This is a genomic window from Streptomyces sp. NPDC088817 (assembly GCF_044750345.1).
Lineage (GTDB): Bacteria > Actinomycetota > Actinomycetes > Streptomycetales > Streptomycetaceae > Streptomyces.
This window is the reverse complement of the sequence record NZ_JBIVJN010000001.1, coordinates 388,404-413,474: the sequence shown is the minus strand read 5'-3', so window position 1 is coordinate 413,474 and position 25,071 is coordinate 388,404. Positions and strand designations below refer to the sequence as shown.

The 25,071-nt window shown below is 71.0% G+C and carries 22 protein-coding genes and 1 riboswitch; of the genes, 17 read left to right on the top strand and 5 right to left on the bottom strand.

All coding sequences use genetic code 11. The features are described 5' to 3' along the window. Nucleotides 1-929 precede the first annotated feature (929 nt). The gene (locus ACIP4X_RS01915) at nucleotides 930-1,904 is read left to right on the top strand and encodes a carbohydrate kinase family protein (RefSeq protein ID WP_358731076.1); all 975 of its coding nucleotides are present in this window, start codon (nucleotides 930-932) and stop codon (nucleotides 1,902-1,904) included. A gap of 13 nt (nucleotides 1,905-1,917) precedes the next feature. On the opposite strand, the gene ACIP4X_RS01910 is transcribed toward ACIP4X_RS01915, so the two are convergent. Then, nucleotides 1,918-3,300, bottom strand: a complete 1,383-nt coding sequence (locus ACIP4X_RS01910; RefSeq protein ID WP_358731078.1) for an aminotransferase class V-fold PLP-dependent enzyme — start codon at nucleotides 3,298-3,300, stop codon at nucleotides 1,918-1,920. 285 nt (nucleotides 3,301-3,585) lie between these two features. Between ACIP4X_RS01910 and coxB the strand changes: the two genes are divergently transcribed. From coxB to ACIP4X_RS01890, 4 genes are all read left to right on the top strand, one after another. Beyond that, nucleotides 3,586-4,548 carry a cytochrome c oxidase subunit II gene (gene coxB, locus ACIP4X_RS01905; RefSeq protein ID WP_225074341.1) on the top strand — a complete coding sequence of 321 codons (963 nt, stop codon included), beginning with the start codon at nucleotides 3,586-3,588 and terminating at the stop codon, nucleotides 4,546-4,548. Further along, nucleotides 4,545-6,281, top strand: a complete 1,737-nt coding sequence (gene ctaD / locus ACIP4X_RS01900; protein ID WP_358731080.1) for a cytochrome c oxidase subunit I — start codon at nucleotides 4,545-4,547, stop codon at nucleotides 6,279-6,281. The genes coxB and ctaD overlap by 4 nt, the downstream gene beginning before the upstream one ends. Further along, nucleotides 6,278-6,676 (top strand): cytochrome c oxidase subunit 4, encoded by a 399-nt coding sequence (locus ACIP4X_RS01895; protein WP_358731082.1) that lies wholly within the window; start codon nucleotides 6,278-6,280, stop codon nucleotides 6,674-6,676. The genes ctaD and ACIP4X_RS01895 overlap by 4 nt, the downstream gene beginning before the upstream one ends. 139 nt (nucleotides 6,677-6,815) lie before the next feature. Then, nucleotides 6,816-8,072, top strand: a complete 1,257-nt coding sequence (locus ACIP4X_RS01890; RefSeq protein ID WP_358731084.1) for an Ig-like domain-containing protein — start codon at nucleotides 6,816-6,818, stop codon at nucleotides 8,070-8,072. A gap of 77 nt (nucleotides 8,073-8,149) precedes the next feature. Here the strand turns inward: ACIP4X_RS01890 and ACIP4X_RS01885 are convergent, their stop codons facing one another. Continuing rightward, the gene (locus ACIP4X_RS01885; RefSeq protein ID WP_358731086.1) at nucleotides 8,150-8,551 is read right to left on the bottom strand and encodes a hypothetical protein; all 402 of its coding nucleotides are present in this window, start codon (nucleotides 8,549-8,551) and stop codon (nucleotides 8,150-8,152) included. A gap of 212 nt (nucleotides 8,552-8,763) precedes the next feature. On the opposite strand from ACIP4X_RS01885, the gene ACIP4X_RS01880 reads away from it, so the two are divergent. The 6 genes from ACIP4X_RS01880 (at nucleotide 8,764) to ACIP4X_RS01855 (ending at nucleotide 15,921) form a co-directional block, all read left to right on the top strand. After that, a complete protein-coding gene (locus ACIP4X_RS01880) occupies nucleotides 8,764-9,375 on the top strand; it encodes a heme-copper oxidase subunit III (protein ID WP_100572299.1) in 612 nt (203 codons plus the stop codon). Nucleotides 9,376-9,437: 62 nt separating this feature from the next. After that, entirely contained in the window at nucleotides 9,438-10,247 is an 810-nt protein-coding gene (locus ACIP4X_RS01875) for a c-type cytochrome (protein ID WP_358731088.1), read from the top strand. Then, nucleotides 10,244-11,311: a Rieske 2Fe-2S domain-containing protein gene (locus ACIP4X_RS01870; protein ID WP_358731089.1), complete on the top strand. Its 1,068-nt coding sequence runs from the start codon at nucleotides 10,244-10,246 to the stop codon at nucleotides 11,309-11,311. The genes ACIP4X_RS01875 and ACIP4X_RS01870 overlap by 4 nt, the downstream gene beginning before the upstream one ends. Further along, the gene (locus ACIP4X_RS01865; protein WP_358731091.1) at nucleotides 11,308-12,969 is read left to right on the top strand and encodes a cytochrome bc complex cytochrome b subunit; all 1,662 of its coding nucleotides are present in this window, start codon (nucleotides 11,308-11,310) and stop codon (nucleotides 12,967-12,969) included. The genes ACIP4X_RS01870 and ACIP4X_RS01865 overlap by 4 nt, the downstream gene beginning before the upstream one ends. A 148-nt stretch (nucleotides 12,970-13,117) precedes the next feature. Further along, nucleotides 13,118-14,182, top strand: coding sequence for an anthranilate phosphoribosyltransferase (gene trpD, locus ACIP4X_RS01860; protein WP_358731093.1), 1,065 nt, complete (start codon nucleotides 13,118-13,120; stop codon nucleotides 14,180-14,182). Nucleotides 14,183-14,266: 84 nt separating this feature from the next. After that, nucleotides 14,267-14,383, top strand: a riboswitch (SAM riboswitch). Between the two features lie 164 nt (nucleotides 14,384-14,547). Next, nucleotides 14,548-15,921, top strand: coding sequence for an aminotransferase class V-fold PLP-dependent enzyme (locus ACIP4X_RS01855; protein ID WP_358731095.1), 1,374 nt, complete (start codon nucleotides 14,548-14,550; stop codon nucleotides 15,919-15,921). Nucleotides 15,922-15,930: 9 nt separating this feature from the next. On the opposite strand, the gene ACIP4X_RS01850 is transcribed toward ACIP4X_RS01855, so the two are convergent. Both ACIP4X_RS01850 and ACIP4X_RS01845 read right to left on the bottom strand, forming a co-directional pair. Further along, nucleotides 15,931-16,212, bottom strand: a complete 282-nt coding sequence (locus ACIP4X_RS01850; RefSeq protein ID WP_141361622.1) for an Lrp/AsnC family transcriptional regulator — start codon at nucleotides 16,210-16,212, stop codon at nucleotides 15,931-15,933. Then, a complete protein-coding gene (locus tag ACIP4X_RS01845) occupies nucleotides 16,209-16,961 on the bottom strand; it encodes a rhomboid family intramembrane serine protease (RefSeq protein ID WP_401346178.1) in 753 nt (250 codons plus the stop codon). The genes ACIP4X_RS01850 and ACIP4X_RS01845 overlap by 4 nt, the downstream gene beginning before the upstream one ends. 155 nt (nucleotides 16,962-17,116) lie before the next feature. Between ACIP4X_RS01845 and ACIP4X_RS01840 the strand changes: the two genes are divergently transcribed. From ACIP4X_RS01840 to ACIP4X_RS01820, 5 genes are all read left to right on the top strand, one after another. Then, nucleotides 17,117-17,356, top strand: coding sequence for a hypothetical protein (locus ACIP4X_RS01840; protein ID WP_358731098.1), 240 nt, complete (start codon nucleotides 17,117-17,119; stop codon nucleotides 17,354-17,356). Between the two features lie 78 nt (nucleotides 17,357-17,434). Beyond that, nucleotides 17,435-18,784 carry an NYN domain-containing protein gene (locus ACIP4X_RS01835; RefSeq protein WP_391453455.1) on the top strand — a complete coding sequence of 450 codons (1,350 nt, stop codon included), beginning with the start codon at nucleotides 17,435-17,437 and terminating at the stop codon, nucleotides 18,782-18,784. Between the two features lie 237 nt (nucleotides 18,785-19,021). Further along, a complete protein-coding gene (locus tag ACIP4X_RS01830) occupies nucleotides 19,022-20,056 on the top strand; it encodes an NlpC/P60 family protein (protein WP_358731101.1) in 1,035 nt (344 codons plus the stop codon). Nucleotides 20,057-20,301: 245 nt separating this feature from the next. Beyond that, a complete protein-coding gene (locus ACIP4X_RS01825) occupies nucleotides 20,302-21,324 on the top strand; it encodes an NlpC/P60 family protein (protein WP_401346173.1) in 1,023 nt (340 codons plus the stop codon). A gap of 32 nt (nucleotides 21,325-21,356) precedes the next feature. Next, nucleotides 21,357-22,547, top strand: coding sequence for a hypothetical protein (locus ACIP4X_RS01820; RefSeq protein WP_401346172.1), 1,191 nt, complete (start codon nucleotides 21,357-21,359; stop codon nucleotides 22,545-22,547). On the opposite strand, the gene ACIP4X_RS01815 is transcribed toward ACIP4X_RS01820, so the two are convergent. Beyond that, on the bottom strand, nucleotides 22,535-23,785 hold the full coding sequence (locus ACIP4X_RS01815; protein WP_401346169.1) for a glycosyltransferase 87 family protein: 1,251 nt from the start codon (nucleotides 23,783-23,785) through the stop codon (nucleotides 22,535-22,537). The genes ACIP4X_RS01820 and ACIP4X_RS01815 overlap by 13 nt on opposite strands. A 143-nt stretch (nucleotides 23,786-23,928) precedes the next feature. On the opposite strand from ACIP4X_RS01815, the gene ACIP4X_RS01810 reads away from it, so the two are divergent. Then, nucleotides 23,929-25,071 (top strand): glycosyltransferase family 4 protein, encoded by a 1,143-nt coding sequence (locus ACIP4X_RS01810; RefSeq protein WP_401346167.1) that lies wholly within the window; start codon nucleotides 23,929-23,931, stop codon nucleotides 25,069-25,071.

The following is a 25,071-nucleotide window of genomic DNA, read 5'->3' as shown; positions in this document are numbered from 1 at the left end:
CCGACCTCCACCGTCCGCCACCCCGGTGACATCCGGAACACCTGAACTCCGCGCGTCCCCAGCCCCCTCCGGGCCGCCGCCCGCCTCAACTCCGTCCTCAGAAGCGGACCGTCCCTCGGCCTCGGAGACCTCCCCGACCTGCGGAGTCTGGTCCTCCGAGTCGCCGCCGATCGCGGGCGCGGCCTGAGCCTCGGGCTCGGCCCGGACGTCGGAACCGGATTGGGCTTCGCCTCGGGAGTCGGCCCGGGCCTGGGATCCCGCGTCGGCCCCGGCTTCGGTCTCGGGCTCGGGTCCAGTCCCGGCTTTGGCCTCGTCCTCGGCCTCGGGTCCGGCTTCGGCCTCGGAGGCGGGGTCGGATGGTCCCTTCGGGGCGGATCCGGTCCCGACCTCGGCTTCGGCCCTGGCTTCGGCTTCGGCCTCGGGTCCCGCTTCGGACCCGGTCCCGGCCCGGGGGTCCGGGGCCTCGGCCTCCGGGCCGGGCTTCCTTCCCCGGGTCCGGGATTCCTCGGCGGTGTCCGGGGACTCGTTGTCGTGGTCGGGTCGCTCGGTGCTCACCGCATCGCTCCTTCGCCTGCACAGGTGCTGTTCCACGTGGCCGCCGGCCGGTGGGTCGTATCCCGCATCCCCCGGGTGGGGGACGGCGATGGGACGCGGTGGGGGAGCGCGCGGTTCCCGGCCGTACGCCGGTCGGGTGATCGCGGCCGTGCACCGGTCGGGGCGCGGGTGGCGGAACGGCGGCCGGGAGTCGGGTGTGGGCACCCGAACCCCTCCGGGCGGCACCCGGCCGGGGGCGGTGCCGCCCGGAGGGGCGGCATCGGTGGGGATATGGCGGGCGCGGCACCGGCGTCGCGAGCGGCGGCGTGGGCAGTGGCCGCGGGAGCGGGTAGCGTGAACTGTCAATCCCCCCTGACTCCAGGAGCGTCCACGCCGTGCGCATCGCAGTCACCGGCTCCATCGCCACCGACCACCTCATGACCTTCCCCGGCCGCTTCGCCGACCAGCTCGTCGCGGATCAGCTGCACACGGTCTCGCTCTCCTTCCTGGTCGACCAGCTGGACGTCCGGCGCGGCGGAGTCGGCGCCAACATCGCCTTCGGCATGGGCCAGCTCGGCACCCGCCCCGTCCTGGTCGGCGCCGCCGGACCCGACTTCGGCGAGTACCGGGCCTGGCTGGACCGGCACGGCGTCGACACCTCCTCGGTCCGCATCTCCGAGACCCTGCACACCGCCCGCTTCGTGTGCACCACCGACGCCGACCACAACCAGATCGGCTCCTTCTACACGGGCGCGATGAGCGAGGCCCGCCTCATCGAGCTCAAGACCGTCGCCGACCGCGTCGGCGGTCTCGACCTGGTCCTGATCGGCGCGGACGACCCGGAGGCGATGCTCCGGCACACCGAGGAGTGCCGCTCGCGCACCATCCCGTTCGCCGCCGACTTCTCCCAGCAGATCGCCCGGATGAACGGCGACGAGATCCGGATACTGCTGGACGGGGCGACGTACCTGTTCTCCAACGAGTACGAGAAGGGCCTCATCGAGTCCAAGACCGGCTGGAGCGACGCCGAGATCCTCGACCGCGTCGGCCACCGGGTCACCACCCTCGGCTCGCGCGGCGTCCGCATCGAGCGCGCCGGGGCCGACCCGGTCGAGGTCGGCTGCCCGGACGAGGAGCGCAAGGCCGACCCGACGGGTGTCGGCGACGCCTTCCGCGCCGGGTTCCTCTCCGGCCTCGCCTGGGGCGTCTCCCTGGAGCGCGCCGCCCAGGTCGGCTGCATGCTGGCCACCCTGGTGATCGAGACCGTCGGCACCCAGGAGTACCAGCTGCGCCGCGCCCACTTCATGGAGCGCTTCACCAAGGCCTACGGCGACGACGCGGCCCGCGAGGTCCGCGCCCACCTCGCCTGACGAGTCGCAGGACCTAGGAGACCCGGCGGACGACGTAGGCAGAGCCCTCGTCCGCCGGCTCCTCGCCCACGTACTCCTGCCCGCGCATCTCGCACCACGCCGGAATGTCCAGCCGCGCCGCCTCGTCGTCGGACAGGACGCGCACCGTGCCGCCGACCGGCACGTCCCCGAACACCTTGGCCAGCTCGATCACCGGGATCGGGCAGCGCCTGCCGAGGGCGTCCACGACCAGCGCGTCCTCCCGCGCGGCGGCCGGTGCCGCCGCGGCCGGCGCCCCGAGCCTCTCCCGCACCCCCGCCACCGCGCCCGGCAGGACGGCGAGGAACCGCTCGACCTCCTCCTCCGGCGTCCCGGACGGCAGCGACACCCGCACGTTGCCCTCGCTCAGCACGCCCATCGCCTTCAGCACATGGCTCGGCGTCAGCGTGCTGCTCGTGCAGGACGAACCGGAGGAGACGGAGAAGCCCTCGCGGTCCAGCTCGTGCAGCAACGTCTCCCCGTCGACATAAAGACAGGAGAAGGTGACGACGCCCGGCAGCCGGCGGACCGGATCGCCCACGACCTCCACGTCCGGCACCAGCCGCGGCACCCGCGCCCGGATCCGCTCCGTCAACTCCCGCAGCCGTACCGCCTCCTCGGCCGCCTCCGCCCGTACTGCCCGCAGCGCGGCCGCCGCCGCCACGATCGCCGGGATGTTCTCGAACCCGGCCGCCCGGCCCGACTCCCGCTCGTCCACCGGCCCGCGCGGCGCGAACCGCACCCCCTTGCGCACGACGAGCAGCCCGGTCCCGGACGGCCCGCCCCACTTGTGGGCGCTCGCCGTCAGCAGCGACCAGTCGCCGCCGACCGGGCCCCAGGCCAGCGACTGCGCCGCGTCCACCAGCAGCGGGACGCCCGCCGCCCGGCACACCGAGGCCACCTCGGCGACCGGCTGCTCGGTGCCCACCTCGTGGTTGGCCGACTGGAGGCAGGCCAGCGCGGTGTCCTCGCGCAGCGCCGCCTCGTACGAACCCACGGCCACCCGGCCCTGCCGGTCGACCGGCACCCGCGTGACCGACCCGCCGTCCGCCTCGTGCGCCTCGGCGGAATGGAGCACCGAAGAGTGTTCGACCTCTGACACGATCAGGTGGCGTCCGACCCGGCGGCGACCCGCCAGCGCCCCCGCGATCCCGCTGTGCACGGCCCGCGTCCCGGACGAGGTGAACGTCAGCTCGTCGGCCCGGCAGCCCACCGCCTCCGCGGCCGCCTCCCGGGCCGCGTCCAGGAGCAACCGGGCCCGGCGCCCCTCGCGGTGGAGACGGGCGGGGTCGGCCCACCCCTCGTCGAGGGCGGCCAGCAGCGCCTGCCGGGCGACGGGATGAAGGGGAGCACTGGAAGCAGCGTCGAAGTAGGCCACACGCCAACGCTAAGCGCTGCCGGGGACATCCAGTCACGACAAAGGGCGCATACCTTCCTCATCGGGCGCCCCGAAGCCCCCTCACAAACCGGCCCACGGAGGGGTATCCCACCCCTTCCGAGCGACCCGCCGCGCGTATGGCACCCTCCCCGCGACCCGCCGGAAGGCGTCCAGTAGGGTTTGGTCCGCATAAACATCCAAACCCCTGCCCGACGCAGGGCCGCGACCGACCAGCGAGAAGGCCGCAGCCGAACAGCGCGGGCGAGACTCTCGGGAAGGCGCTACGTGAGTCCCAACGGCTCCGACCGCTCGCCGCGGCGCCCGATGCGGCGGAAGCTGCTGCAGGCACTGACTGCGGGCCTGGTCCTGGCGACCGCGACCGGTTGCACATACAAGGACTTTCCCCGGCTGGGTATGCCCACTCCGACCACGGAGGAGGCTCCCCGGATCCTCTCGCTGTGGCAGGGGTCCTGGGCGGCCGCGCTCGCCGTCGGCTGCCTGGTGTGGGGTCTGATCCTGTGGAGTGCTTTCTTCCACCGGCGCAGCCGCACCAAGGTGGAGGTTCCTCCGCAGACCCGGTACAACATGCCCATCGAGGCGCTGTACACGGTGGTCCCCCTCGTCATCGTCTCGGTGCTCTTCTACTTCACGGCCCGTGACGAGTCCAAGCTCCTGGACATCACGTCCAAGAAGCCGGACGTCACGGTGAACGTCGTCGGCTACCAGTGGAGCTGGGCCTTCAACTACATCGAGCCCGTCGCCGGTTCGTCGGGCGACGCGAAGACCGACAAGAACCTGAACGCGATTCCGGACCGGTTCAAGGCGGACTTCCCGGCGAACGCCGGCGGTGTCTACGACTACGGCATCCCGGGGACGCGGAACCCGCAGAACGGCAACCCCGGCCCCACCATGTGGCTGCCCAAGGGCAAGACCGTCCGCTTCATCCTCACCTCGCGCGACGTCATCCACTCGTTCTGGGTGCTGCCGTTCCTGATGAAGCAGGACGTCATTCCCGGCCACACCAACTCCTTCCAGGTGACCCCCACCATGGAGGGCACCTTCCGGGGCAAGTGCGCCGAGCTGTGCGGCCAGGACCACTCCCGGATGCTGTTCAACGTGAAGGTCGTCTCGCCCGAGCGCTATGAGCAGCACCTCAAGGACCTCGCCAAGAAGGGGCAGACCGGTTACGTTCCCGCAGGCATCGCGCAGACGAGCCACGAGAAGAACCGGGAGACGAACAAGCTGTGAGCATCCTCAACGAACCTCAGGGTGCCGCGGCAGCTGAGGACTCTTACGAGAGCGAGCTGCCGGTCCGGCGCAGGCAACCGGGCAATCTCGCGGTGAAGTGGCTGACGACCACCGACCACAAGACGATCGGAACGCTGTACCTGGCGACGTCGTTCGCGTTCTTCTGCATCGGCGGCGTGATGGCGCTCCTCATGCGCGCCGAGCTGGCCCGTCCGGGCCTGCAGATCATGTCGAACGAGCAGTTCAACCAGGCGTTCACGATGCACGGCACGATCATGCTGCTGATGTTCGCGACGCCGCTGTTCGCGGGCTTCACGAACTGGATCATGCCGCTGCAGATCGGCGCCCCGGACGTGGCCTTCCCGCGGCTGAACATGTTCGCCTACTGGCTCTACCTGTTCGGCTCGCTGATCGCGGTGGGCGGATTCCTCACCCCGCAGGGCGCGGCCGACTTCGGCTGGTTCGCGTACGCCCCGCTGTCGGACGCGGTGCACTCGCCGGGCCTCGGCGGTGACCTGTGGATCATGGGTCTGGCCTTCTCCGGCTTCGGCACCATCCTCGGCTCGGTCAACTTCATCACCACGATCATCTGCATGCGCGCGCCGGGCATGACCATGTTCCGCATGCCGATCTTCACCTGGAACGTGCTGCTGACCGCGGTGCTGGTCCTGCTGGCCTTCCCGGTCCTGGCGGCGGCCCTGTTCGCCCTCGAGGTGGACCGCAAGTTCGGTGCCCACGTCTTCGACGCGGCCAACGGCGGCGCGTTGCTGTGGCAGCACCTGTTCTGGTTCTTCGGCCATCCAGAGGTGTACATCATCGCGCTGCCGTTCTTCGGCATCGTCAGTGAGATCATCCCGGTCTTCTCCCGCAAGCCGATGTTCGGTTACATGGGCCTGATCGGCGCGACGATCGCCATCGCCGGTCTGTCGGTGACGGTGTGGGCGCACCACATGTACGTCACGGGCGGCGTGCTGCTGCCGTTCTTCTCCTTCATGACCTTCCTGATCGCGGTACCGACCGGTGTGAAGTTCTTCAACTGGCTCGGCACCATGTGGAAGGGAAGTCTCTCCTTCGAGACGCCGATGCTGTGGGCGACCGGCTTCCTGATCACCTTCGTCTTCGGTGGTCTGACCGGTGTCATCCTGGCCGCGCCGCCGCTGGACTTCCACATCTCCGACTCGTACTTCGTGGTGGCGCACTTCCACTACGTCGTCTTCGGCACCGTGGTGTTCGCGATGTTCGCCGGATTCCACTTCTGGTGGCCGAAGTTCACGGGCAAGATGCTCGACGAGCGGCTGGGCAAGATCACCTTCTGGCTGCTGTTCATCGGCTTCCACGGCACCTTCCTGATCCAGCACTGGCTGGGTGTCGAGGGCATGCCGCGCCGGTACGCCGACTACCTGGCTGCCGACGGCTTCACCGCGCTGAACACGATCTCGACGATCTTCTCGTTCGTGCTCGGCCTGTCGGTCCTGCCGTTCTTCTACAACGTCTGGAAGACCGCCAAGTACGGCAAGCCGGTCGGCGTCGACGACCCGTGGGGTTACGGCCGCTCCCTGGAGTGGGCCACCTCCTGCCCGCCGCCGCGGCACAACTTCCTCACCCTGCCGCGGATCCGCAGCGAATCCCCGGCGTTCGACCTGCACCACCCCGAGATCGCCGCCCTCGACCAGCTCGAGAACGCCGGTCACGGCGAGAAGGCCCTCGCTGGCGGCAAGGAGGCCGGCAAGTGAAGATCCAGGGCAAGATGTTCATGTGGCTGAGCGTCTTCCTGCTCATCACCGCCATCGTCTACGGCGTGTGGTCGAAGGAAGCGGTCGGCACGACGGCGCTCTTCATGGCCTTCGGTCTGTCCATCATGATCGGCTTCTACCTGGGCTTCACGGCCCGGCGGGTCGACGTGGGCGCGCAGGACAACAAGGAGGCGGATGTCGCGGACGACGCCGGCGAGCTGGGCTTCTTCAGCCCGCACAGCTGGCAGCCGCTCGGCCTCGGCATCGGCGGCGCGCTGGCCTTCCTCGGCATCGCGGTCGGCTGGTGGCTCGTCTACTTCGCGGCGCCCATCATCATGATCTCCGTATGGGGCTGGGTCTTCGAGTACTACCGCGGCGAGAACCGCACCCAGTGACCCGCGCGGGGCACCGCTGAACGCCAGGGAGTCCGGACTCTCCACCTGGAGAGTCCGGACTCCCTCTTTTGGTCCACGGATTCCCTCGGACGGGTGATTCACCGCGCCGTAGGTGACGAAGCTCCCTAGCGTGAGGGCCATGACCACCACTGTGATTTCCCGTGGAGCGGGAGCCGCCCTGCTGGTCGCCGCCCTCGGCGCGAGTGCCACCGCCTGCGGGTCGGACGGCAACCCGCTGGCCGCCCATCCGTACGACGCGGCGGACCAGATCTCCTTCAGCGGCCCCAAGGAGGCCGGGAAGAAGGCAGACCCGGACAAGCCCCTGGAAGTCACCGCTCAGGGCGCGGACGGGCGGATCACGGACGTCACGGCCATGGACGCCACCGGGCGCCGCGTCTCCGGCGAACTGGCCGCCGACGGAACCCGCTGGCACAGCACCTCACCGCTCGCGGCGGGTTCCCATTACACCGTCCGGGTGAGCACCGAGGACGAGGCAGGACAGCCGGGCCGCAAGGTCCTCGTGTTCGACACGGACAAGCCCGAGGGCCAGCAGCGCCTGAACGTCACGTTCGGCCCGGAGGCGGGCACCTACGGCGTCGGGCAGCCCATCACGGCCGAACTCGACCAGCCCGTCAAGGACAAGGCACAGCGGGCCATCGTGGAGCGCGGTCTCAGGGTCGACTCCAAGCCCTCGGTACAGGGCTCCTGGTACTGGGTCAGCGACAAGGAACTGCACTACCGCCCGCAGGACTACTGGCCCGCCAACGCCATCGTCGAGGCGCACAGCAACCTGGAGAACATCAAGATCAGCGACCGGTTGCGGGGTGGCGCGGCCAAGCCGCTGAAGATCACCACGGGTGACCGGATCGTGGCGCTCACGGACGCCGCAAAGCACCTGATGACGGTCTACCGGAACGACGAGAAGATCAAGGAGATCCCCATCACCACCGGCAAGCCCGGCTTCGAGACCCGCAACGGGATCAAGGTCGTCCTTGCCAAGCAGTACTTCGTACAGATGAAGAGCTCCACCGTCGGCATCGCCGCGGGCTCCAAGGACTCGTACGACCTGCCGGTGTACTACGCGACCCGGGTCACCTGGAGCGGCGAGTACGTCCACGCCGCCCCCTGGTCCGTCGGCTCGCAGGGCGCGGCCAACGTCAGCCACGGCTGCACCGGCATGAGCACCCCCAACGCCTCCTGGTTCTTCAACACCATCCACGAGGGCGACCTGGTCCAGGTGGTCAACTCGGGCGGCGACCAGATGGAGCTGTTCGACAACGGCTTCGGCGACTGGAACATGCCCTGGCAGAAGTGGCTCCAGGGCAGCGCCATCGCCTCCGACGGGGGTGGCGCCGGGGCACAGAACAAGTCGCGGCTGAGCCCGCAGAGCGTCTGAGACGGGGCGAGGGGGCGCAGGGCGGCCCGTGGCCGCACACGGCACGGGCCGTGCCCGCCCGGGCCCCGCCCCGGGGCTCAGACGCCGCTCAGCGCCTTCTTGCGCAGCAGGGACGCCAGAGCGGCCGCGAACTCCACCGGGTCCACCGGGAGAGTGACCGCCGCGTCCGCCCGGCTCCACGTGGCCAGCCACGCGTCCTGCGGCCGTCCGATGAGCAGCAGCACCGGAGGGCAGTTGAAGACCTCGTCCTTGATCTGCCGGCACATGCCCATGCCGCCCATGGGCACGGCCTCGCCGTCCAGGACGCAGACGTCGATGCCGCCCAGGTCGAGTTCCTTGAGGACCGCGGCGGGCGTGGCGCACTCCAGGAACTCCACCACGGGGGCGTCCGGGGCCGGCCGCCGTCCGCAGGCCAGCCGCACCTGCTCGCGGGTGTTGGCGTCGTCGCTGTAGACCAGCACCGTGGCGGTCGCCTGCATTGTTCCTCCGCGTCGTTGGTCGGGGAGAACCCCGTCGGGAACTGTCGGGAACTTCCGGGTACCGATGGCGCGGATGCTACCCCTTTCAACTCGTGGTAGACAGCGCTTGGAACAGCCCTTCGACGGGCCTTCCGGCCAGGGCACACCCCCGGGACACTCCGAACGGCACCCCCCGGGGTGAGGGCGGGATAAGCGACCGACATAATGTCGGCGTGGCGACAGCAACGACAGTAGAAACCGGGCACGCGCACCCGTCGGTCAACCGGCCGAACCTCACCAGCGTCGGAACCATCATCTGGCTGAGTTCCGAGCTGATGTTCTTCGCGGCCCTCTTCGCGATGTACTTCACCCTGCGATCGGTGACGGGTCCGGCGCACTGGAAGGAGATGGCGGGCGCTCTCAACGTCCCCTTCTCGTCGGTGAACACCACGATCCTGGTGCTCTCCTCACTCACCTGCCAGCTCGGCGTGTTCGCCGCCGAGCGCGGTGACGTGAAGAAGCTCCGGGGCTGGTTCATCGTCACCTTCATCATGGGTGCGATCTTCATCGGCGGTCAGATCTTCGAGTACACCGAACTGGTGAAGAAGGACGGCATCTCGCTGTCCTCCGACCCGTACGGCTCGGTGTTCTACCTGACCACCGGCTTCCACGGGCTGCACGTGACGGGCGGTCTCATCGCCTTCCTGCTGGTCCTCGGCCGCACCTACGCGGCCCGGAGGTTCACCCACGAGCAGGCGACCGCGGCCATCGTCGTGTCCTACTACTGGCACTTCGTCGATGTCGTCTGGATCGGACTCTTCGCCACGATCTACCTGATCAAGTAGCCGACGAACCGATCCAAGTCCGCAAAGCATCGACGCAGAAGATCCTGACACCGGGGTAATCCGTGAAAAAGCTCTCCGCACGACGACGCCATCCGCTGGCGGCGGTCGTCGTCCTACTCTTCGCGCTGGCGGCCACTGGGGGGCTGTACACCGCGTTCGCGCCCGCGAGCAAGGCGAAGGCCGAGGACACCGCCCAGTCCCTCACCATCGAGGAGGGCAGGAAGCTCTATCTGGTCGGCTGCGCAAGCTGCCACGGCACCGGTGGGCAGGGCACCACTGACGGTCCCAGCCTGGTGGGCGTGGGCGCGGCGGCCGTCGACTTCCAGGTCGGCACCGGCCGTATGCCGGCCCAGCAGCCGGGCGCGCAGATCCCGCGCAAGAAGGTCATCTACAACCAGGCCGAGATCGACCAGCTCGCCGCGTACATCGCGTCCCTGGGCGCCGGCCCCAACGTGCCGACGGCGAACCAGTACAGCCCCGAGGGTGCGGACGCCGCCAAGGGCGGTGAGCTGTTCCGCACCAACTGCGCCCAGTGCCACAACTTCACCGGCAAGGGCGGTGCGCTGACGCACGGCAAGTACGCCCCGAACCTCACGGGTGTGAGCAACAAGCACATCTACGAGGCCATGCAGACCGGCCCGCAGAACATGCCTTCCTTCCCCGACACGCTGCTGACGGAGAAGAACAAGAAGGACATCATCGCGTACCTCGACGCGGTCAACGGTGACGAGACCACGACGCCGGGTGGTATGGACCTGGGTGGCCTCGGACCGGTCACCGAGGGTCTGTTCGCCTGGATCTTCGGGCTGGGTGCCCTTGTCGCGGTCGCCGTCTGGGTCGCCGCTCGGACCGCAAAGGCCAAGAAGTCATGAGTAGCCAAGACATTCCTGAAGAGAACCTGCCCGCAGAGCAGGCAGCCCACGAGCACGGGCACGGCGCGGTCTCCGTGGCGGACGAGCGGGCTCCGTTCGCCGACCCGGGTCTGCCGCCCCACGAGCACCGGATCCAGGACATCGACGAGCGGGCCGCCAGGCGGTCCGAGCGCAGCGTCGCCCTGATGTTCACGGTGTCGATGCTGGCCACCATCGGCTTCATCGCCTCGTACGTGACGATCCCGCACGACAAGTCGATCTTCGTCTTCCCGCTCGGGCACATCAACGCGCTGAACTTCGCGCTCGGCCTGACGCTGGGCGTGGCGCTGTTCGCGATCGGCGCGGGCGCGGTCCACTGGGCCCGCACCCTGATGTCCGACGCCGAGGTCGCCGACGAGCGTCACCCGATCGAGGCATCCCCCGAGGTCCGTGCGAAGGTCCACGCGGACTTCAAGCAGGGTGCCAAGGAGTCGGCGATCGGCCGTCGCAAGCTGATCCGCAACACGATGCTCGGCGCGCTCACGCTGGTGCCGCTGTCCGGCGTCATGCTGCTGCGCGACCTGGGCCCGCTGCCCGGGACCAGCCTGCGCCACACGCTGTGGGCCAAGGGCAAGCGCCTCGTGAACATGAACACCAACCTTCCGCTGCGTCCCGAGGACGTCTCGGTCGGCTCGCTCACCTTCGCGATGCCCGGCGGTCTGAAGGAGACGGACGAGGACTTCGCCAACGAGATCGCCAAGGCCGCCCTGATGATCATCCGGCTGGAGCCGGGCGACATCAAGGACAAGCGCGAACTCGACTGGGGACACGAGGGCATCGTCGCCTTCTCGAAGATCTGCACCCACGTGGGCTGCCCGATCTCCCTGTACGAGCAGCAGACGCACCACGCCCTGTGCCCGTGCCACCAGTCCACCTTCGACCTCTCCGACGGTGCCCGAGTGATCTTCGGCCCCGCCGGCCACGCTCTGCCGCAGCTGCGCATCGGCGTGGACAGCGAGGGTTACCTCCAGGCGCTCGGCGACTTCGAGGAGCCCGTCGGTCCTGCATTCTGGGAGCGCGGATGAGTACATCAGCAGCCAACACGAATCCATCTGCCGCAGACGCGGCGGGCCGCTCTCGCGGGAAGGCACCGGCCGGCGAGCGGATCGCCGACTGGGCCGACGGCCGGCTCGGGATCTACTCCCTGGCCAAGGCCAACATGCGCAAGATCTTCCCCGACCACTGGTCGTTCATGTTGGGCGAAGTCTGCCTGTACAGCTTCATCATCATCATCCTCACGGGTGTGTACCTGACGCTGTTCTTCCACCCCTCGATGAACGAGGTGGTGTACAACGGCTCGTACGTCCCGCTGCAGGGTCAGCTGGTGTCCGAGGCGTTCAACTCGACCATGCACATCTCCTTCGAGGTGCGCGGTGGTCTGCTCATCCGGCAGATCCACCACTGGGCCGCGTTGATCTTCCTGGCCGGCATGTTCGTGCACATGATGCGCGTGTTCTTCACCGGCGCGTTCCGCAAGCCGCGTGAGATCAACTGGCTGTTCGGCTTCCTGCTGTTCGCCCTGGGCATGTTCACCGGTTTCACCGGTTACTCGCTCCCGGACGACCTGCTCTCCGGCACCGGTGTCCGCTTCACCGAGGGTGCGATCCTGTCCATGCCGATCGTCGGCACGTACATCTCGTACTTCCTCTTCGGCGGCGAGTTCCCCGGCCACGACTTCGTGGCGCGGTTCTACTCGATCCACATCCTGCTGCTGCCCGGCATCATGCTGGGCCTGGTGGTCGCCCACCTGATCCTGGTCTTCTACCACAAGCACACGCAGTTCGCGGGCCCTGGCAAGAAGAACACCAACGTCGTGGGCATGCCGCTGCTGCCGGTGTACATGGCCAAGGCCGGCGGCTTCTTCTTCCTGGTCTTCGGTGTCCTCGCGATCATCGCGGCGATCGTGGAGATCAACGCGATCTGGGTGATCGGCCCGTACCGTCCGGACCAGGTGTCCACCGGCGCCCAGCCCGACTGGTACATGGGCTTCGCCGAGGGTCTGGTCCGCTTCATGCCGGGCTGGGAGGTCAACTTCTGGGGCCACACGCTCGTCCTGGGCGTGTTCATCCCGCTGGTCCTCTTCGGTCTGGTGCTGGCGGCGCTGGCGGTCTACCCGTTCATCGAGTCCTGGATCACCGGCGACAAGCGCGAGCACCACATCCTGGACCGCCCGCGCAACGCCCCGACGCGTACCGCGTTCGGTGTCGCCTGGATCACGATGTACATGATCACGCTGGTCGGCGGCGGCAACGACCTGTGGGCCACGCACTTCCACCTGTCGATCAACGCGGTCACCTGGTTCGTCCGGATCGGCTTCTTCGTCGGACCGGTCATCGCGTTCGTCGCCACCAAGCGGATCTGCCTCGGCCTTCAGCGCCGCGACAAGGAGAAGGTGCTGCACGGTCGCGAGACCGGCATCATCAAGCGCCTGCCCCACGGTGAGTTCATCGAGGTCCACGAGCCGCTCAGCCAGGAGCAGCTCTACACGCTCACGGCGCACGACCAGTACGAGCCGGCGGAGATCGGCCCGGCGGTCGACGAGAACGGTGTCGAGCGCAAGATCAAGGGCTCGCAGAAGCTCCGCGCCAAGCTCAGCAACGCGTACTACGGCGAGGACAACCAGATCCCGAAGCCGACCGTCGAGGAGTACAGGGAGATCACGAGCGGCCACGGCCACCACTGATCACTGACCGCTGAGCGTCGCCACGCCACGGTCGAAGGGCCCCGTCCGATCCCCGGACGGGGCCCTTCGCGGTGTCCGGGGCTGGATAGGGTGGGACCTGTTCGAGATTCGCGTCCCGCCGTACGGGACACCGACCCAGGAGCGGCATATGAACGCTGTGACCCCCGCTGGAGGCAACACCGCGGCGGGCCGTTCCTGGCCCGCCCTGCTGAACGGCCTGCTGGACGGCCGGAACCTCACCGCCGACGAGACCGCCTGGGCGATGGACCTGATCATGCGCGGCGAGGCGACCGACGCGCAGATCGCCGGGTTCGTGGTGGCCCTCAGGGCCAAGGGCGAGACGGTGGAGGAGATCACCGGCCTGGTCCGCACCATGTACGAGCACGCCAATGTGATCGAGGTGCCCGGCGCGACCGTCGACATCGTCGGCACCGGCGGCGACGGCGCGAAGACCGTGAACATCTCCACCATGTCCTCGATCGTCGTGGCCGGTACGGGCGCCAGCGTCGTCAAGCACGGCAACCGCGCCGCGTCCTCCGCCTCCGGTGCCTCCGACGTGCTGGAGAAGCTCGGCGTCAATCTGGAGCTGACGCCGCGTCGGGTGGCCGAGGTGGCGCAGGAGGCGGGCATCACCTTCTGCTTCGCGATCAAGTTCCATCCGGCGCTGCGCCATGTGGGCGCCGCCCGCGGACAGTTGGCCATCCGCACGGTGTTCAACGTGCTCGGCCCGCTGACCAACCCCGCCGGGGTGCGGGCCCAGGCCGTCGGGGTCGCGGACCCGCGCATGGCACCGGTGGTCGCCGGCGTCTTCGCCGAGCGCGGCAACTCCTCCCTGGTCTTCCGGGGCGACGACGGTCTCGACGAGCTCACCACGACCGCCACCTCCCAGGTCTGGATCGTCCGGGACGGGGAGGTGACCCAGGAGCGCTTCGACCCGCGGGACGTCGGCATCGAGCTGGTGCCCGTGGAGGCGCTGCGGGGCGGGGACGCCTCGTACAACGCCGAGGTGGCCCGGCGCCTGCTGGACGGTGAGGCGGGGCCCGTACGGGACGCCGTCCTGCTGAACTCCGCGGCGGCGCTGGTGGCGCTGCGGCCGGGCCCGGGCAGCCTCGCCGAGCAGATCCGGGCCGGTATGGACCGTGCGGCGGAGTCGATCGACTCCGGGTCCGCCAAGCGCACGCTGGAGCGCTGGGTGGCCGCAAGCAACGCCTGACCCCGAGTCCCACCTCGCAGGGCGCGGTCCACGATCCGGACCGCGCCTTGCGCGTGGAAGATCGTGTGGCAGGATGCTGAACCAGGTCATGAGTGACAGCCATGTGGCCCCGGCCGGCTGTCCGGCAACCCTCCGTCCGTGGCGGGGTGCCCCGGGTGAGGACCAGGTCGTAGGCAGCGAGGCCTACGGCAAGCGCGGACCCCTCGCATCACCAGGGGTCCTGGTCGTACGAGGGAGCCTTCCGTGAGCAAGCGAATGCGTTAGGGCGTAGAGCCCCGCCTCCGCATCCCCCTTTTCACCCTTCTCCACGCTTGAGCCGTGCCCGCTCGCGTGGCGATGCCGCCTGCTTTCACGGGAGTTCACCCATGTCCGTTTCCATCGCCCCCGCCGACCAGTCCCTCTGCCGCGACATCCCGGAGCCGCTGCCCGTGCTGGGCCGCGACGTCACCGTTCCGCTCGTCACCGGCGGGGAGGTCACCTACGCGGCGCTCGACTACGCGGCCAGCGCGCCCGCCCTCCAGCGGGTCTGGGACGACGTCGCCGCGTACGCGCCGTACTACGGCAGCGTCCACCGCGGCGCCGGCTACCTCTCCCAGCTCTCCACCGACCTGTTCGAGAACGCCCGCAGGACGGTCGCGGAGTTCCTGGACTGCCGTGCGGAGGACCAGGTGGTGTTCACCCGGTCCACCACCGACTCCCTCAACCTCCTCGCCCGCGCGCTGCCCGCGGACTGCCAGGTCTTCGTCTTCGAGACCGAGCACCACGCCTCGCTGCTGCCGTGGCGGGACGCGCGGGTGACGTACCTCGACGCCCCGCGCACCCCGGAGCGCGCGGTGGCCACCCTGGAGCGGGCCCTCGCCGACCGCGACCCCCACGGCCCGGCCCTGGTGTGCGTCACCGGCGCCTCCAACGTCACCGGTGAGCTGTGGCCTGTACGGGAACTGGCCGCCGCCGCCCACGCGCACGGAGCCCGGATCGTCCTGGACGCCGCCCAGCTCGCCCCGCACCACCCGGTGTCCGTCCGCGACCTCGACGTCGACTGGGTCGCCTTCTCCGGCCACAAGCTGTACGCGCCCTTCGGCGCCGGTGTCCTGGCCGGCCGCGCCGACTGGCTGCGCGAGGCCGAGCCGTACCTCGCGGGCGGTGGCGCCAGCCGCACGGTCGCGCGCCGCGCCGACGGTTCCGTGGACGTGCGCTGGCACGAGTCGGCCGCCCGCCACGAGGCCGGCTCCCCGAACGTCATCGGCGCCTACGCCGTCGCCTCGGCCTGCGCGGCGCTGACCGAGGCGGGCTTCGACGACCTCGTCGCACGCGAGCGGTACCTGATCCGCAAGGTGCGGGCCGGACTCGCCGAGGTGCCCGAGGTCAGGGTCCTGTCCCTGTTCGGGGAAGACGCCCCGCGCGTCGGCGTGATCTCCTTCGTCGTGGCGGGCTGGAACAGCTCCCACTTCGCCGCCGCCCTCTCCGCCGAGTACGGCATCGGCGTCCGCGACGGCCTCTTCTGCGCCCATCCTCTGGTCCGCACCCTGCTGGGCGGCGATCCGCAGAGCCAGGGCGAGTGCGGCGCGCCCGAGGCGGCCCCGGGCGAGAAGTCCCTCAACGCCATCCGGGTGAGCTTCGGCGCGGGCACGCCCGACGAGCACGTGGACCGCTTCGTGGCGGCGGTGCGGGAACTGGTCCGCGACGGCGCCAAGTGGACGTACCGCACGGAGGACGGCCGCTGCGTCCCCGCGGTGTGATTGGCCCGCTCAGGAGTCCAGACCGATGGCGAACGCCGCCTCCAGGTCGTGCTGCGAGTAGGTGCGGAAGGCCACGTGCGTGTCCGTGCCCTCGACGCCCGGGATCTTGCTGATCCGCCCCGGGATGACCTCCGCGAGGTCCTCGTGCTGCCGCACCCGGACCATGGCGATCAGGTCGTACGTGCCGGTGACGGAGAAGACCTCGCTGACCGAGTCCAGTGAGGCGATCCGCTCGGCGATCTCGGGGATCCGGTCCACGCTGGTCTTGATGAGGACGATCGCGGTGATCACGGCTGGTTCTCTCCCTCGGGGGCCGGAGCAGGGGCGGCCCTCACTCTAGTCTTCCGGCCGGACCAGGCCCACGCGCAGGCGAAGCCCAGGGCGAAGCCCACCACGTGGGCCAGGTAGGCGACCTGCGGTCCCTCGGCGGCGCGCCCCGCGGCCAGCCACTGGAGGGCCGCCCAGAAGGGCAGTACGACCCAGGCGGGAAAGCGCAGCGGCAGGAAGAAGAGGAACGGGAAGAGACTGGTCACCCGGGCGCGGGGGAACAGAAGGAGAAACGCGCCGAGGACCGCCGAGATCGCGCCCGACGCCCCCACCAGGCTCTGCCCGGACGCGGCGTTGGCGGCCGCGTAGCCCACCAGGGCCAGATAGCCGCAGCCGACGTAGAACAGCGTGAAACGGACGCGGCCCAGGCGCTCCTCGGTCATCGCCCCGAAGACGTGGAGGAAGAGCATGTTGCCGAGCAGGTGAACCCAGCTGCCGTGCACGAACAGGGCCGTCGCGGGGGTGAGGGCGGCCCGCGGTGAGCCGGTGAACAGGTCGGCGGGGATCACGCCCCACCGCCGGAAGTAGGCCCGCTGGGCGAGCAGCAGCGCGTCCCCGGTGCCGTAGGAGGGATTGAGACCCGAGGCCGGGCCGGTCACGAAGATCAGACAGCACAGGACGATCAGGGCGCACGTCACCGGCGCCTGCATGCTCCGTACCGCCCTGGCCGCCTCGATCGTCCGGGCGGCCACCGCGAACCTGTTGCCGATCATGCACACAGAGCATGGCGTAACAGGACGCAACCGCACAGACCGCCTCGCCGCCACGGACGGACCGGCGCCGAGTACCCGCCAGGCCGTAGGGTTACGTGCCACACGCCCAGGGAAGCTGGCGCGTCATGGACCACAGAAGGAAGCGGACAGTCACGATGACGGTTCCCCTGCCGACCGCCACGACGCGGTGGCGCTGCACCCTGTGCGGCAATCTCACCCGGTTCGACGTGACCCGCTCGTCGAAGGTCGTCGAGTACGTGCACCTGGACCTGGCCGGAGAGCCGCAGGTCGAGGAGCGCGAGGTGGTCAGTGAGACGATCGAGTCGGTGCGCTGCCGCTGGTGCAACGCCGTGGACCAGGTGGAACTCGTGGACAGGCCGGGCACCGGCTCCTGAGCGGCACGGGCCGGCCCGTACGGGCGACCCCCGCGGGAGGCCGCGGGACACAGAGGCATTGAGGCATTGGGGTGACGGATGGCGGAGACACAAGGCGGGGGGCCGGGCGACGGCGCCGCCGAGGTGCTCGACCGTCCCCTGCCCGACGGAGTACGCCGCCGGGTCGTCCAGATCGTCTCCGACTCCTTCGGGGCACTGACGTTCGGGGAACTGCCCGCGCAGCTGCGGCAGTACGCCCGGTTCACGCCCAGCCGCCGGGCGAAGTTCGCGGGCAACGCGATGGCGGCCGCGCTGGAGACCGATCCGCTGTTCCGCCAGCGCGTCGGTGACAAGTTCAAGGAGGCCCAGCCGGAGCTGTCGGCCGCCCTCGACTCCGGCTCGCCGCCCCCGGCCGCGGACCCGCTCGACGTGGCGGCCGCCGCCTACGTGCTGCGCCCGCCGGGCTGGGTGAAGCTGGTCGCCGCCGCGGGCGAGGAGGCCCAGCGGGCGGACGCCGAGCGCGCCGACGAGGAGAGCCGGGCCGAACTGGAGCGGCTGCGCGCCGAGCTGGCGGCGGCCCGTGAGCAGAGCCGGGCCGACACCGAGCGGCTGCGGGCCGAGCTGGACGCCGTCCGCAAGGAGACGGAGTCGCTGCACCGCAGGCTGCGGGCCGCGCACAGCGACGTCAAGCGCGGTGAGGCCGCGCTGCGCAAGGCGCGGGGCGAGCTGGAGGCCGCGCGGGGCGAGGGACACGCGCAGGTGTCGGCCGCCGAGAGCGAGGCCCGGCGGCTCAAGGCGCGCCTGGGGGAGGCGGAGGCCGCGCTGGAGGCCGCCCGCCGGGCGGCCCGCGAGGGGCGCAGCGTGGAGGACATGCGGGTGCGGCTGCTGCTGGACACCGTCCTCGACGCGGCCCAGGGGCTGCGCCGGGAGCTGGCGCTGCCACCGGTGTCGGTGCGGCCGGCGGAGACCGTGGACGCGGTGGAGCCGGGCCGGATGACCCCCAAGGACATCGCCGCCCGCGCGCTGTCCGAGCACGACCCGGCGATTCTCGACCAGTTGCTCGCGCTGCCGCAGGCGCATCTGGTCGTCGACGGCTACAACGTCACCAAGACCGGCTATCCGCAGATGCCGCTGGAGAAGCAGCGGCTGAGGCTGCTCGGGCAGCTCTCGCAGCTCGCCGCGCAGACCGGCGCCGAGGTCACCTGTGTCTTCGACGGGGCCGAACTGGTCGCGCCGGTGCTTCTCGCGCCGCCGCGGGGTGTGCGGGTGCTGTTCTCCAAGCCGGGGGTCACGGCGGACGAGCTGATCCGTCAGCTGGTGCGGGCCGAGCCGCCCGGCCGGCCCGTGATCGTCGCCTCCACCGACCGCGAGGTCGCCGACGGGGTCGCCAAGGCGGGGGCGCGCCCGGTGGCCTCGCTGGTGCTCCTGAAGCGGCTTTCGCGCGGCTGAAAACGGACGTAGAGCCTCGAAAGCCTCAAGCGCAACATAGGGGCCGCATTCCCGAATTGGTCGGAAGCGTCACGCGACACAGGGTCAAGTAATCCTCACTGCCGGTGAGTTATGGGCAAAGAATGCAGTGAGTGGCGGGATTTTCCGCCGCAGGATTTGAATTCATCACGATGAGGTCACTAGGGTCGAGCTCGAACCTCCGAGCGGGTGATCACTCAGAAGAAGGAGCTCGCTTCCGTGGCGTCCCACCGTCGACCCAAGCAACCCAGCCGTGCGCGTGTGACTGTGCTCACCACCGCGGCGGCAGCGGCCGTAGCGATCAGTGCCCAGGCCGCAAACGCAGCCCCGAGCGCGAAGCCGAGTAAGGACGAGGTCAAGTCCAAGGTCGACGAGCTCTACCAGCAGGCGGAGCAGGCCACCGAGAAGTACAACGGGGCCAAGGAGAAGCAGGAGAAGCTCCAGAAGGAGATCTCCACCATCCAGGACAACGTCGCCCGCGGCCAGCAGGATCTCAACAAGCTGCGCGACGGCCTCGGTTCGCTGGCCGCCGGCCAGTACCGCACCGGTGGCATAGACCCCTCGCTCCAGCTCTTCCTGTCCTCCGACCCGGACGACTACCTCGACAAGGCCTCCACGCTCGACCAGTTGAGCGGCCAGCAGGTCGAGGCGCTGAAGAAGATCCAGGACAAGCAGCGCGAGCTCGCCCAGGAGCGGTCCGAGGCCTCCTCGAAGCTCAAGGACCTCGCGGCCACCCGCACCGAGCTGGGCAACAAGAAGACGGAGGTCCAGGGCAAGCTCGCCGAGGCGCAGCGGCTCCTGAACAGCCTCACCGCCCAGGAGAAGGCCGCCCTCGCCGCCGAGCAGGACCGGGCCAGCCGGGCCTCCGCCGACCGTGTGCAGCTCGGCAACGCGGCCCCCGCCTCCGGCCGGGCCGGCGCCGCCTTCGCCGCGGCCCAGAGCAAGATCGGCTCGCCCTACGTCTACGGCGCCACCGGTCCGTCGTCCTACGACTGCTCGGGTCTGACCTCGTGGGCGTACGCCCAGGCCGGTGTCAGCATCCCGCGCACCTCCGAGGCGCAGGCCAACGCGGGCACCCGGATCTACTCGCAGAGCCAGCTCCAGGTCGGCGACCTGGTCATCTTCTACGGCGACCAGCACCACGTCGGTCTCTACGCGGGCAACGGCCAGGTGCTGCACGCCCCGCGCACCGGCACTGTCGTGCGCTACGAGCCGATCAGCAACATGCCCTTCCAGTTCGGCGTCCGCATCTGACGCCTCTCCGGGAGAGCCCCTCTTCCACTCGCCCGAACGGGCGAATCCCGGCACCCCACGGTGACCCCGCGCCCCGCCCTGACCTGCGTCAGAGGCGGGGCGGCCGCGTTCCGTGCCCCCTCGGCGGCTTTGGCCGCGGTGTGTCCGCGCGGCTACTGTCTGGCGCGTTTCCCGCAGGCCGGGCGCTCGGCGCCCCGGTCGCGTGAAGCGGTCAGTGTCCGCCAGTGGAGGGAGTACGGCTTCCCGTGGGGTCTCATCGCCGCCCAGCACCGTCCGGGTTCGACCGGGGCGCGGGCGCCGCGTTCTGCGTCCTGTCCGTCGCAGCCGCCGCGCTCGGCGCCGTACCGGCCACCTCGGCCGTCGCCGCTCCGCACGGCGACGCCCGGTCCGAGGTCGACCGCCTCTACCAGGAGGCCGAGAAGGCGACCGAGGCCTTCGACAAGGCCGGTGAGCGGGCCGACCTCCTGCGCACCCGGGTGCACGAACTGCAGGACCGCATCGCCCGGCGGCAGCAGCGCGTCAACGACCTCAGGGAGTCGCTGGGTTCGCTGGCCGGTGCCCAGTACCGCTCCGGCTTCGACCCGACGATCGCCCTGCTGTTCTCCCGCGACCCGGCCGACTACCTGGACAAGGCCTCCACGCTCGACCGGATCACCGACCACCAGACCGGCGAACTGCATGACCTGCGGCGGGTGCTGCGCGAACTCTCGCAGGACCGCATCGAGGCGACCGGCGCCCTCGCCGAACTGGACAGGAACCGCACGGCGGCAGCGACCCACAAGCGGACGATCGAGCGGAAGCTCGCCCGGGCCCGGCAACTCCTCTCCGCCCTGCCCGCGTCGGAGCGCGCGGACTACGACCGGGCCTCCCGGTCCGACCGCGAGGACCTCTTCCCCGGTCTCGACGCCGGGCCGGCCGCCTCCGGCCGCGCGGCCGCCGCCCTCGCCGCCGCCCGGACCGCCCTCGGCCGCCCCTACATCTGGGGCGCCAACGGGCCCACGGGCTTCGACTGTTCGGGCCTGATGCAGTGGTCGTACGCGCAGGCCGGAGTACATCTGCCGCGCACCTCGCAGGAGCAGCGCAACGCGGGCCGGCGGATCCCGCTGTCCGAGGCCCGGCCCGGCGACCTGGTCGTCTACCGCTCCGACGCCGGCCATGTCGCGATGTACGCGGGCAACGGCCGGGTGATCCACGCGCCCCACCCGGGCGCGCCGGTGCGCTACGACCCGGTGAACATGATGCCGATCTCGTCGGTGACCAGGGTCTGACGGCCGCCCCGGTGCCGCCGTACGATCGGGAAATGGCTGGTCGTGGGCGGGTGTCGAAATCCTCGGTGATGGCGGTGTGCCTGCTGCTGGCGTCCCTGACGGCCTGCGGCGGGCCGTCCGCGGCCGACACCGCGAAAGCCGAGGTGCAGCGGGTGCTCGACCGGCGGGCGGAGGCGGTCCTCCAGCACGATCCGGCGGCGTACGCGGCCACCGGGACACGGGACCCTTACACGCACGTGCGGGCCGTTCCGCTGTCGGACTGGTCCTACCGGCTGGAGAGCCTGCGCCGCAGCGGCGACACCGCGGTCGCGCAGGCCGAACTGCGCTACCGGGTCACCGGATACGACAGGGCGCCCGTCACCGCGGGCCGCACGCTGACCCTGTCCATCCGCGCCGACGGGAAGTGGTACGTCGACTCCGACCGGCCGCGGAGCAAGTCCGCCGAGCAGTTGTGGGACCAGGGCACGGTCTCGGTGGTCCACGGGCGCGACAGCCTCGTGCTCGGCGTCGGACACGGCGACGCGGACCTGCGCGGTTACGCCCGTCTGGCCGACCGCGCGATACCCGCGGTGTCGGACGCCTGGGGCACGGACTGGAGCCGGCACGTCGTCCTGCTGGTCCCCGGGTCCCTCGAGGGCATGGCCGGACTGCTCGGCTCGCCCGCGGCCAACTACCGCGGCATCGCCGCCGTCACCACGGGCGAGACCGGGGGCGCGGGCCGGGCGCCCGCGGACCGGATCATCGTCAACCCGGCCGCCTACGGCATGCTCGGCCCGCTCGGCAGACAGGTCGTCCTCACCCACGAGACCACCCACGTCGCCACCCGCGCCCACACCAACGCCGCCACCCCGCTGTGGCTGTCCGAGGGCTACGCGGACTGGGTCGGCTACCGCGGCACCGGCCGCACCGCGGGCGAGGCCGCGCCCGAACTGCGGCGGGCCGTGGCCGGCGGGGACGTCCCCGCCGCCCTGCCGGCCGACGGGGACTTCGGCTTCGCCGGCGATCCGGCCCGGCTCGCCCGGGCCTACGAGAGCGGCTGGACGGCCTGCCGCATGATCGCCGACCAGTGGGGCGAACGGCGCCTGGACGACTTCTACCGGGCCGTCGGCGCGCACGGCGTCCGCGAGGGCGCGGTCGAGGATGCCCTGCGGAAGGTCCTCGGCACCACCCTGGAACGGTTCACCGCGCAGTGGCGCGCGTATCTCGTGCGTCAGCTGGGCTGATCGAGCCGGGCGGTGGGCCGGGCGGCCCGCTCCGGCGGGCGGGTCCGGGGCGCGGCGGTGTCCGTCGAGCGCCACAGGGACCGGCAGGCGGTCACGGCCGCGGCCACCAGCAGGCCGTTGCGCAGCAGCAGGAGGGTGACGCCGAGGCGGTCGCTCGCGACGACGTGCGCGAAGTACACCGGGAACTCCAGGACCGTCACCGGGGCCGCCGCAAGGACGAGGCCGGCCGGCAGCCGCATCCCGTCGTCCCGGAAGCACTGGCGGACGGCGGCCAGCCCGATCAGCCACACCAGGTACTGGGGGCTGAGGACCCGGCTGGTCACCGTGAACAGCAGCACCGCCGCGAACGCCGCGTCGGCGGCCGTGTGCGGGCGGTAGCGGCGGGCCCGCAGCCGCCACAGCAGCAGCAGGCCGAGGGCGGCCGCGGTCAGGGCCAGGGACGCGGTGCTCACCACGTCGGTGTACGGGCCGGTGAACTCCAGCGAGCCGTAGCTGAGCAGCACCTGCCCGTGCCAGCCGAGGTGCCGGGCGATGTGCAGGACGAGCGCGGCCGGTGCCTCCACCTCCGTGCCCCGGTCGCGCTGCGCGGTCACGAAGGACAGGGCGCCGGGCATGGTCAGCGCGAACAGCAGGACCACGGCGGCCGCGGTCGTCGCCGCCGCCGTCCACGTCCGGCGCCCGGCCGTGCCCCGCAGCCCCGGCAGCAGCAGGACCGGCCACACCTTCAGCAGCGCCCCGAAGCCGGCCAGCGCGCCCATCGCTCGCGGGTGCCGGGCGCCCGCGAGCAGCGCGGCCACGGCCACCGCGGTCACCATCACGTCGTAACGCGCGTACAGGACCGGGCCGAGCAGGGGCGCGCCCGCCGTCCACACCCAGGCGCCACGCAGCGGCCGGCCGGGCCGCCGGCCGGCGCACAGCAGCAGGCACAGCACCGCCAGATCGGCCAGCAGGGCCAGCACGTGGAAGGCCGCGGTGTAGCCGAGGAAGGGCAGGGCGGCAGGGGAGAGGATGGCCAGCGCGGCGGCGGGCGGGTACTGCCAGGTCACGTCACCGACCGGGAACCCGCCCTGCCGCAGCACCTCGTACCAGCCCTGGTACGTCACCGACACATCCACCGTGACGTCGTCCGGGCCCGGAAAGCCGACCACCTTGAACACGAGGAGCAGCAGCACGGCCCGGCTCACCCCCCAGGCCACCAGCACCCCGGCGAGCCGCCACCGGGTACCTCTCCCGTCCACTCCTCTCCCCTCCCGCGATTCGTACGGTTCATGCGGTTCGCGCGGTTCGCGTCGCGGGGCACATGATCCCGCGACCGGCCGTCGCGGGGCGGGCGGCACGGCCGTGGGCCGTGGTCCGGGCCGGTTCGGTAGGGTCGGCGGTTGTGCGCAAGACCCTCATCGTGACCAACGACTTTCCGCCCCGGCCGGGCGGGATCCAGGCGTTTTTGCACAACATGGCACTGCGGTTGGACCCCGAGCGGCTGGTCGTCCACGCCTCCACCTGGAAGCGGGGCCGGGAGGGTGCCGAGGCGACGGCCGCGTTCGACGCGGAGCAGCCCTTCACCGTCGTACGCGACCGCACGACGATGCTGCTGCCGACCCCGGGCGCGACCCGGCGCGCGGTCGGGCTGCTGCGCGAACACGGCTGCACGGCCGTGTGGTTCGGGGCGGCCGCGCCGCTCGGGCTGATGGCGCCCGCCCTCAGAAGGGCGGGCGCCGAGCGGCTGGTCGCCACCACCCACGGGCACGAGGCGGGCTGGGCGCAACTGCCCGCCGCCCGCGGACTCCTGCGCCGTATCGGGGAGTCGACGGACACGATCACCTACCTCGGCGAGTACACCCGCTCCCGGATCGCCGCCGCGCTGACCCCCGAGGCGGCCGGACGGATGGTCCAACTGCCCCCGGGTGTCGACGAGAAGACCTTCCACCCCGGCTCGGGCGGCGACGAGGTGCGGGCCCGGCTCGGGCTCACCGGCCGGCCGGTGGTCGTGTGCGTCTCGCGGCTGGTCAGGCGTAAGGGGCAGGACACGCTGATCCTGGCCATGCCGCGGATCCTGGCCGCCGAACCGGACGCCGTCCTGCTGATCGTCGGCGGCGGACCGTACGAGAAGGAGCTGCGCGCCCTGGCGGAGCGGACCGGGGTGGCCGGCTCCGTGCGCTTCACCGGCGCGGTGCCCTGGGCCGAGCTGCCCGCGCACTACGGCGCCGGTGACGTCTTCGCCATGCCCTGCCGCACCCGGCGCGGCGGACTCGACGTCGAGGGGCTCGGCATCGTCTACCTGGAGGCGTCCGCGACCGGACTGCCCGTCGTCGCCGGGGACTCCGGAGGCGCGCCCGACGCGGTGCTCGACGGCGAGACCGGCTGGGTCGTGCGCGGCGGCTCACCCGAGGAGGCCGCCGACCGTATCGTCACGCTCCTGGGGGACCCCGCCCTGCGCCGCCGCATGGGGGAGCGGGGACGGTCCTGGGTCGAGGAGAGGTGGCGCTGGGACCTGCTGGCCCGGCGACTGGAGGAACTGCTCTAG

Coding starts and splice junctions, on each gene's coding strand:
- ACIP4X_RS01845 (WP_401346178.1), bottom strand. CDS start 16,961: ATGATCGGCAACAGGTTCGCGGTGGCCGCCCGGACGATCGAGGCGGCC.
- ACIP4X_RS01890 (WP_358731084.1), top strand. CDS start 6,816: ATGACCACCACTGTGATTTCCCGTGGAGCGGGAGCCGCCCTGCTGGTC.
- ACIP4X_RS01840 (WP_358731098.1), top strand. CDS start 17,117: ATGACGGTTCCCCTGCCGACCGCCACGACGCGGTGGCGCTGCACCCTG.
- ACIP4X_RS01885 (WP_358731086.1), bottom strand. CDS start 8,551: ATGCAGGCGACCGCCACGGTGCTGGTCTACAGCGACGACGCCAACACC.
- ACIP4X_RS01820 (WP_401346172.1), top strand. CDS start 21,357: ATGGCTGGTCGTGGGCGGGTGTCGAAATCCTCGGTGATGGCGGTGTGC.
- ACIP4X_RS01865 (WP_358731091.1), top strand. CDS start 11,308: ATGAGTACATCAGCAGCCAACACGAATCCATCTGCCGCAGACGCGGCG.
- ACIP4X_RS01855 (WP_358731095.1), top strand. CDS start 14,548: ATGTCCGTTTCCATCGCCCCCGCCGACCAGTCCCTCTGCCGCGACATC.
- ACIP4X_RS01870 (WP_358731089.1), top strand. CDS start 10,244: ATGAGTAGCCAAGACATTCCTGAAGAGAACCTGCCCGCAGAGCAGGCA.
- trpD (WP_358731093.1), top strand. CDS start 13,118: ATGAACGCTGTGACCCCCGCTGGAGGCAACACCGCGGCGGGCCGTTCC.
- ACIP4X_RS01835 (WP_391453455.1), top strand. CDS start 17,435: ATGGCGGAGACACAAGGCGGGGGGCCGGGCGACGGCGCCGCCGAGGTG.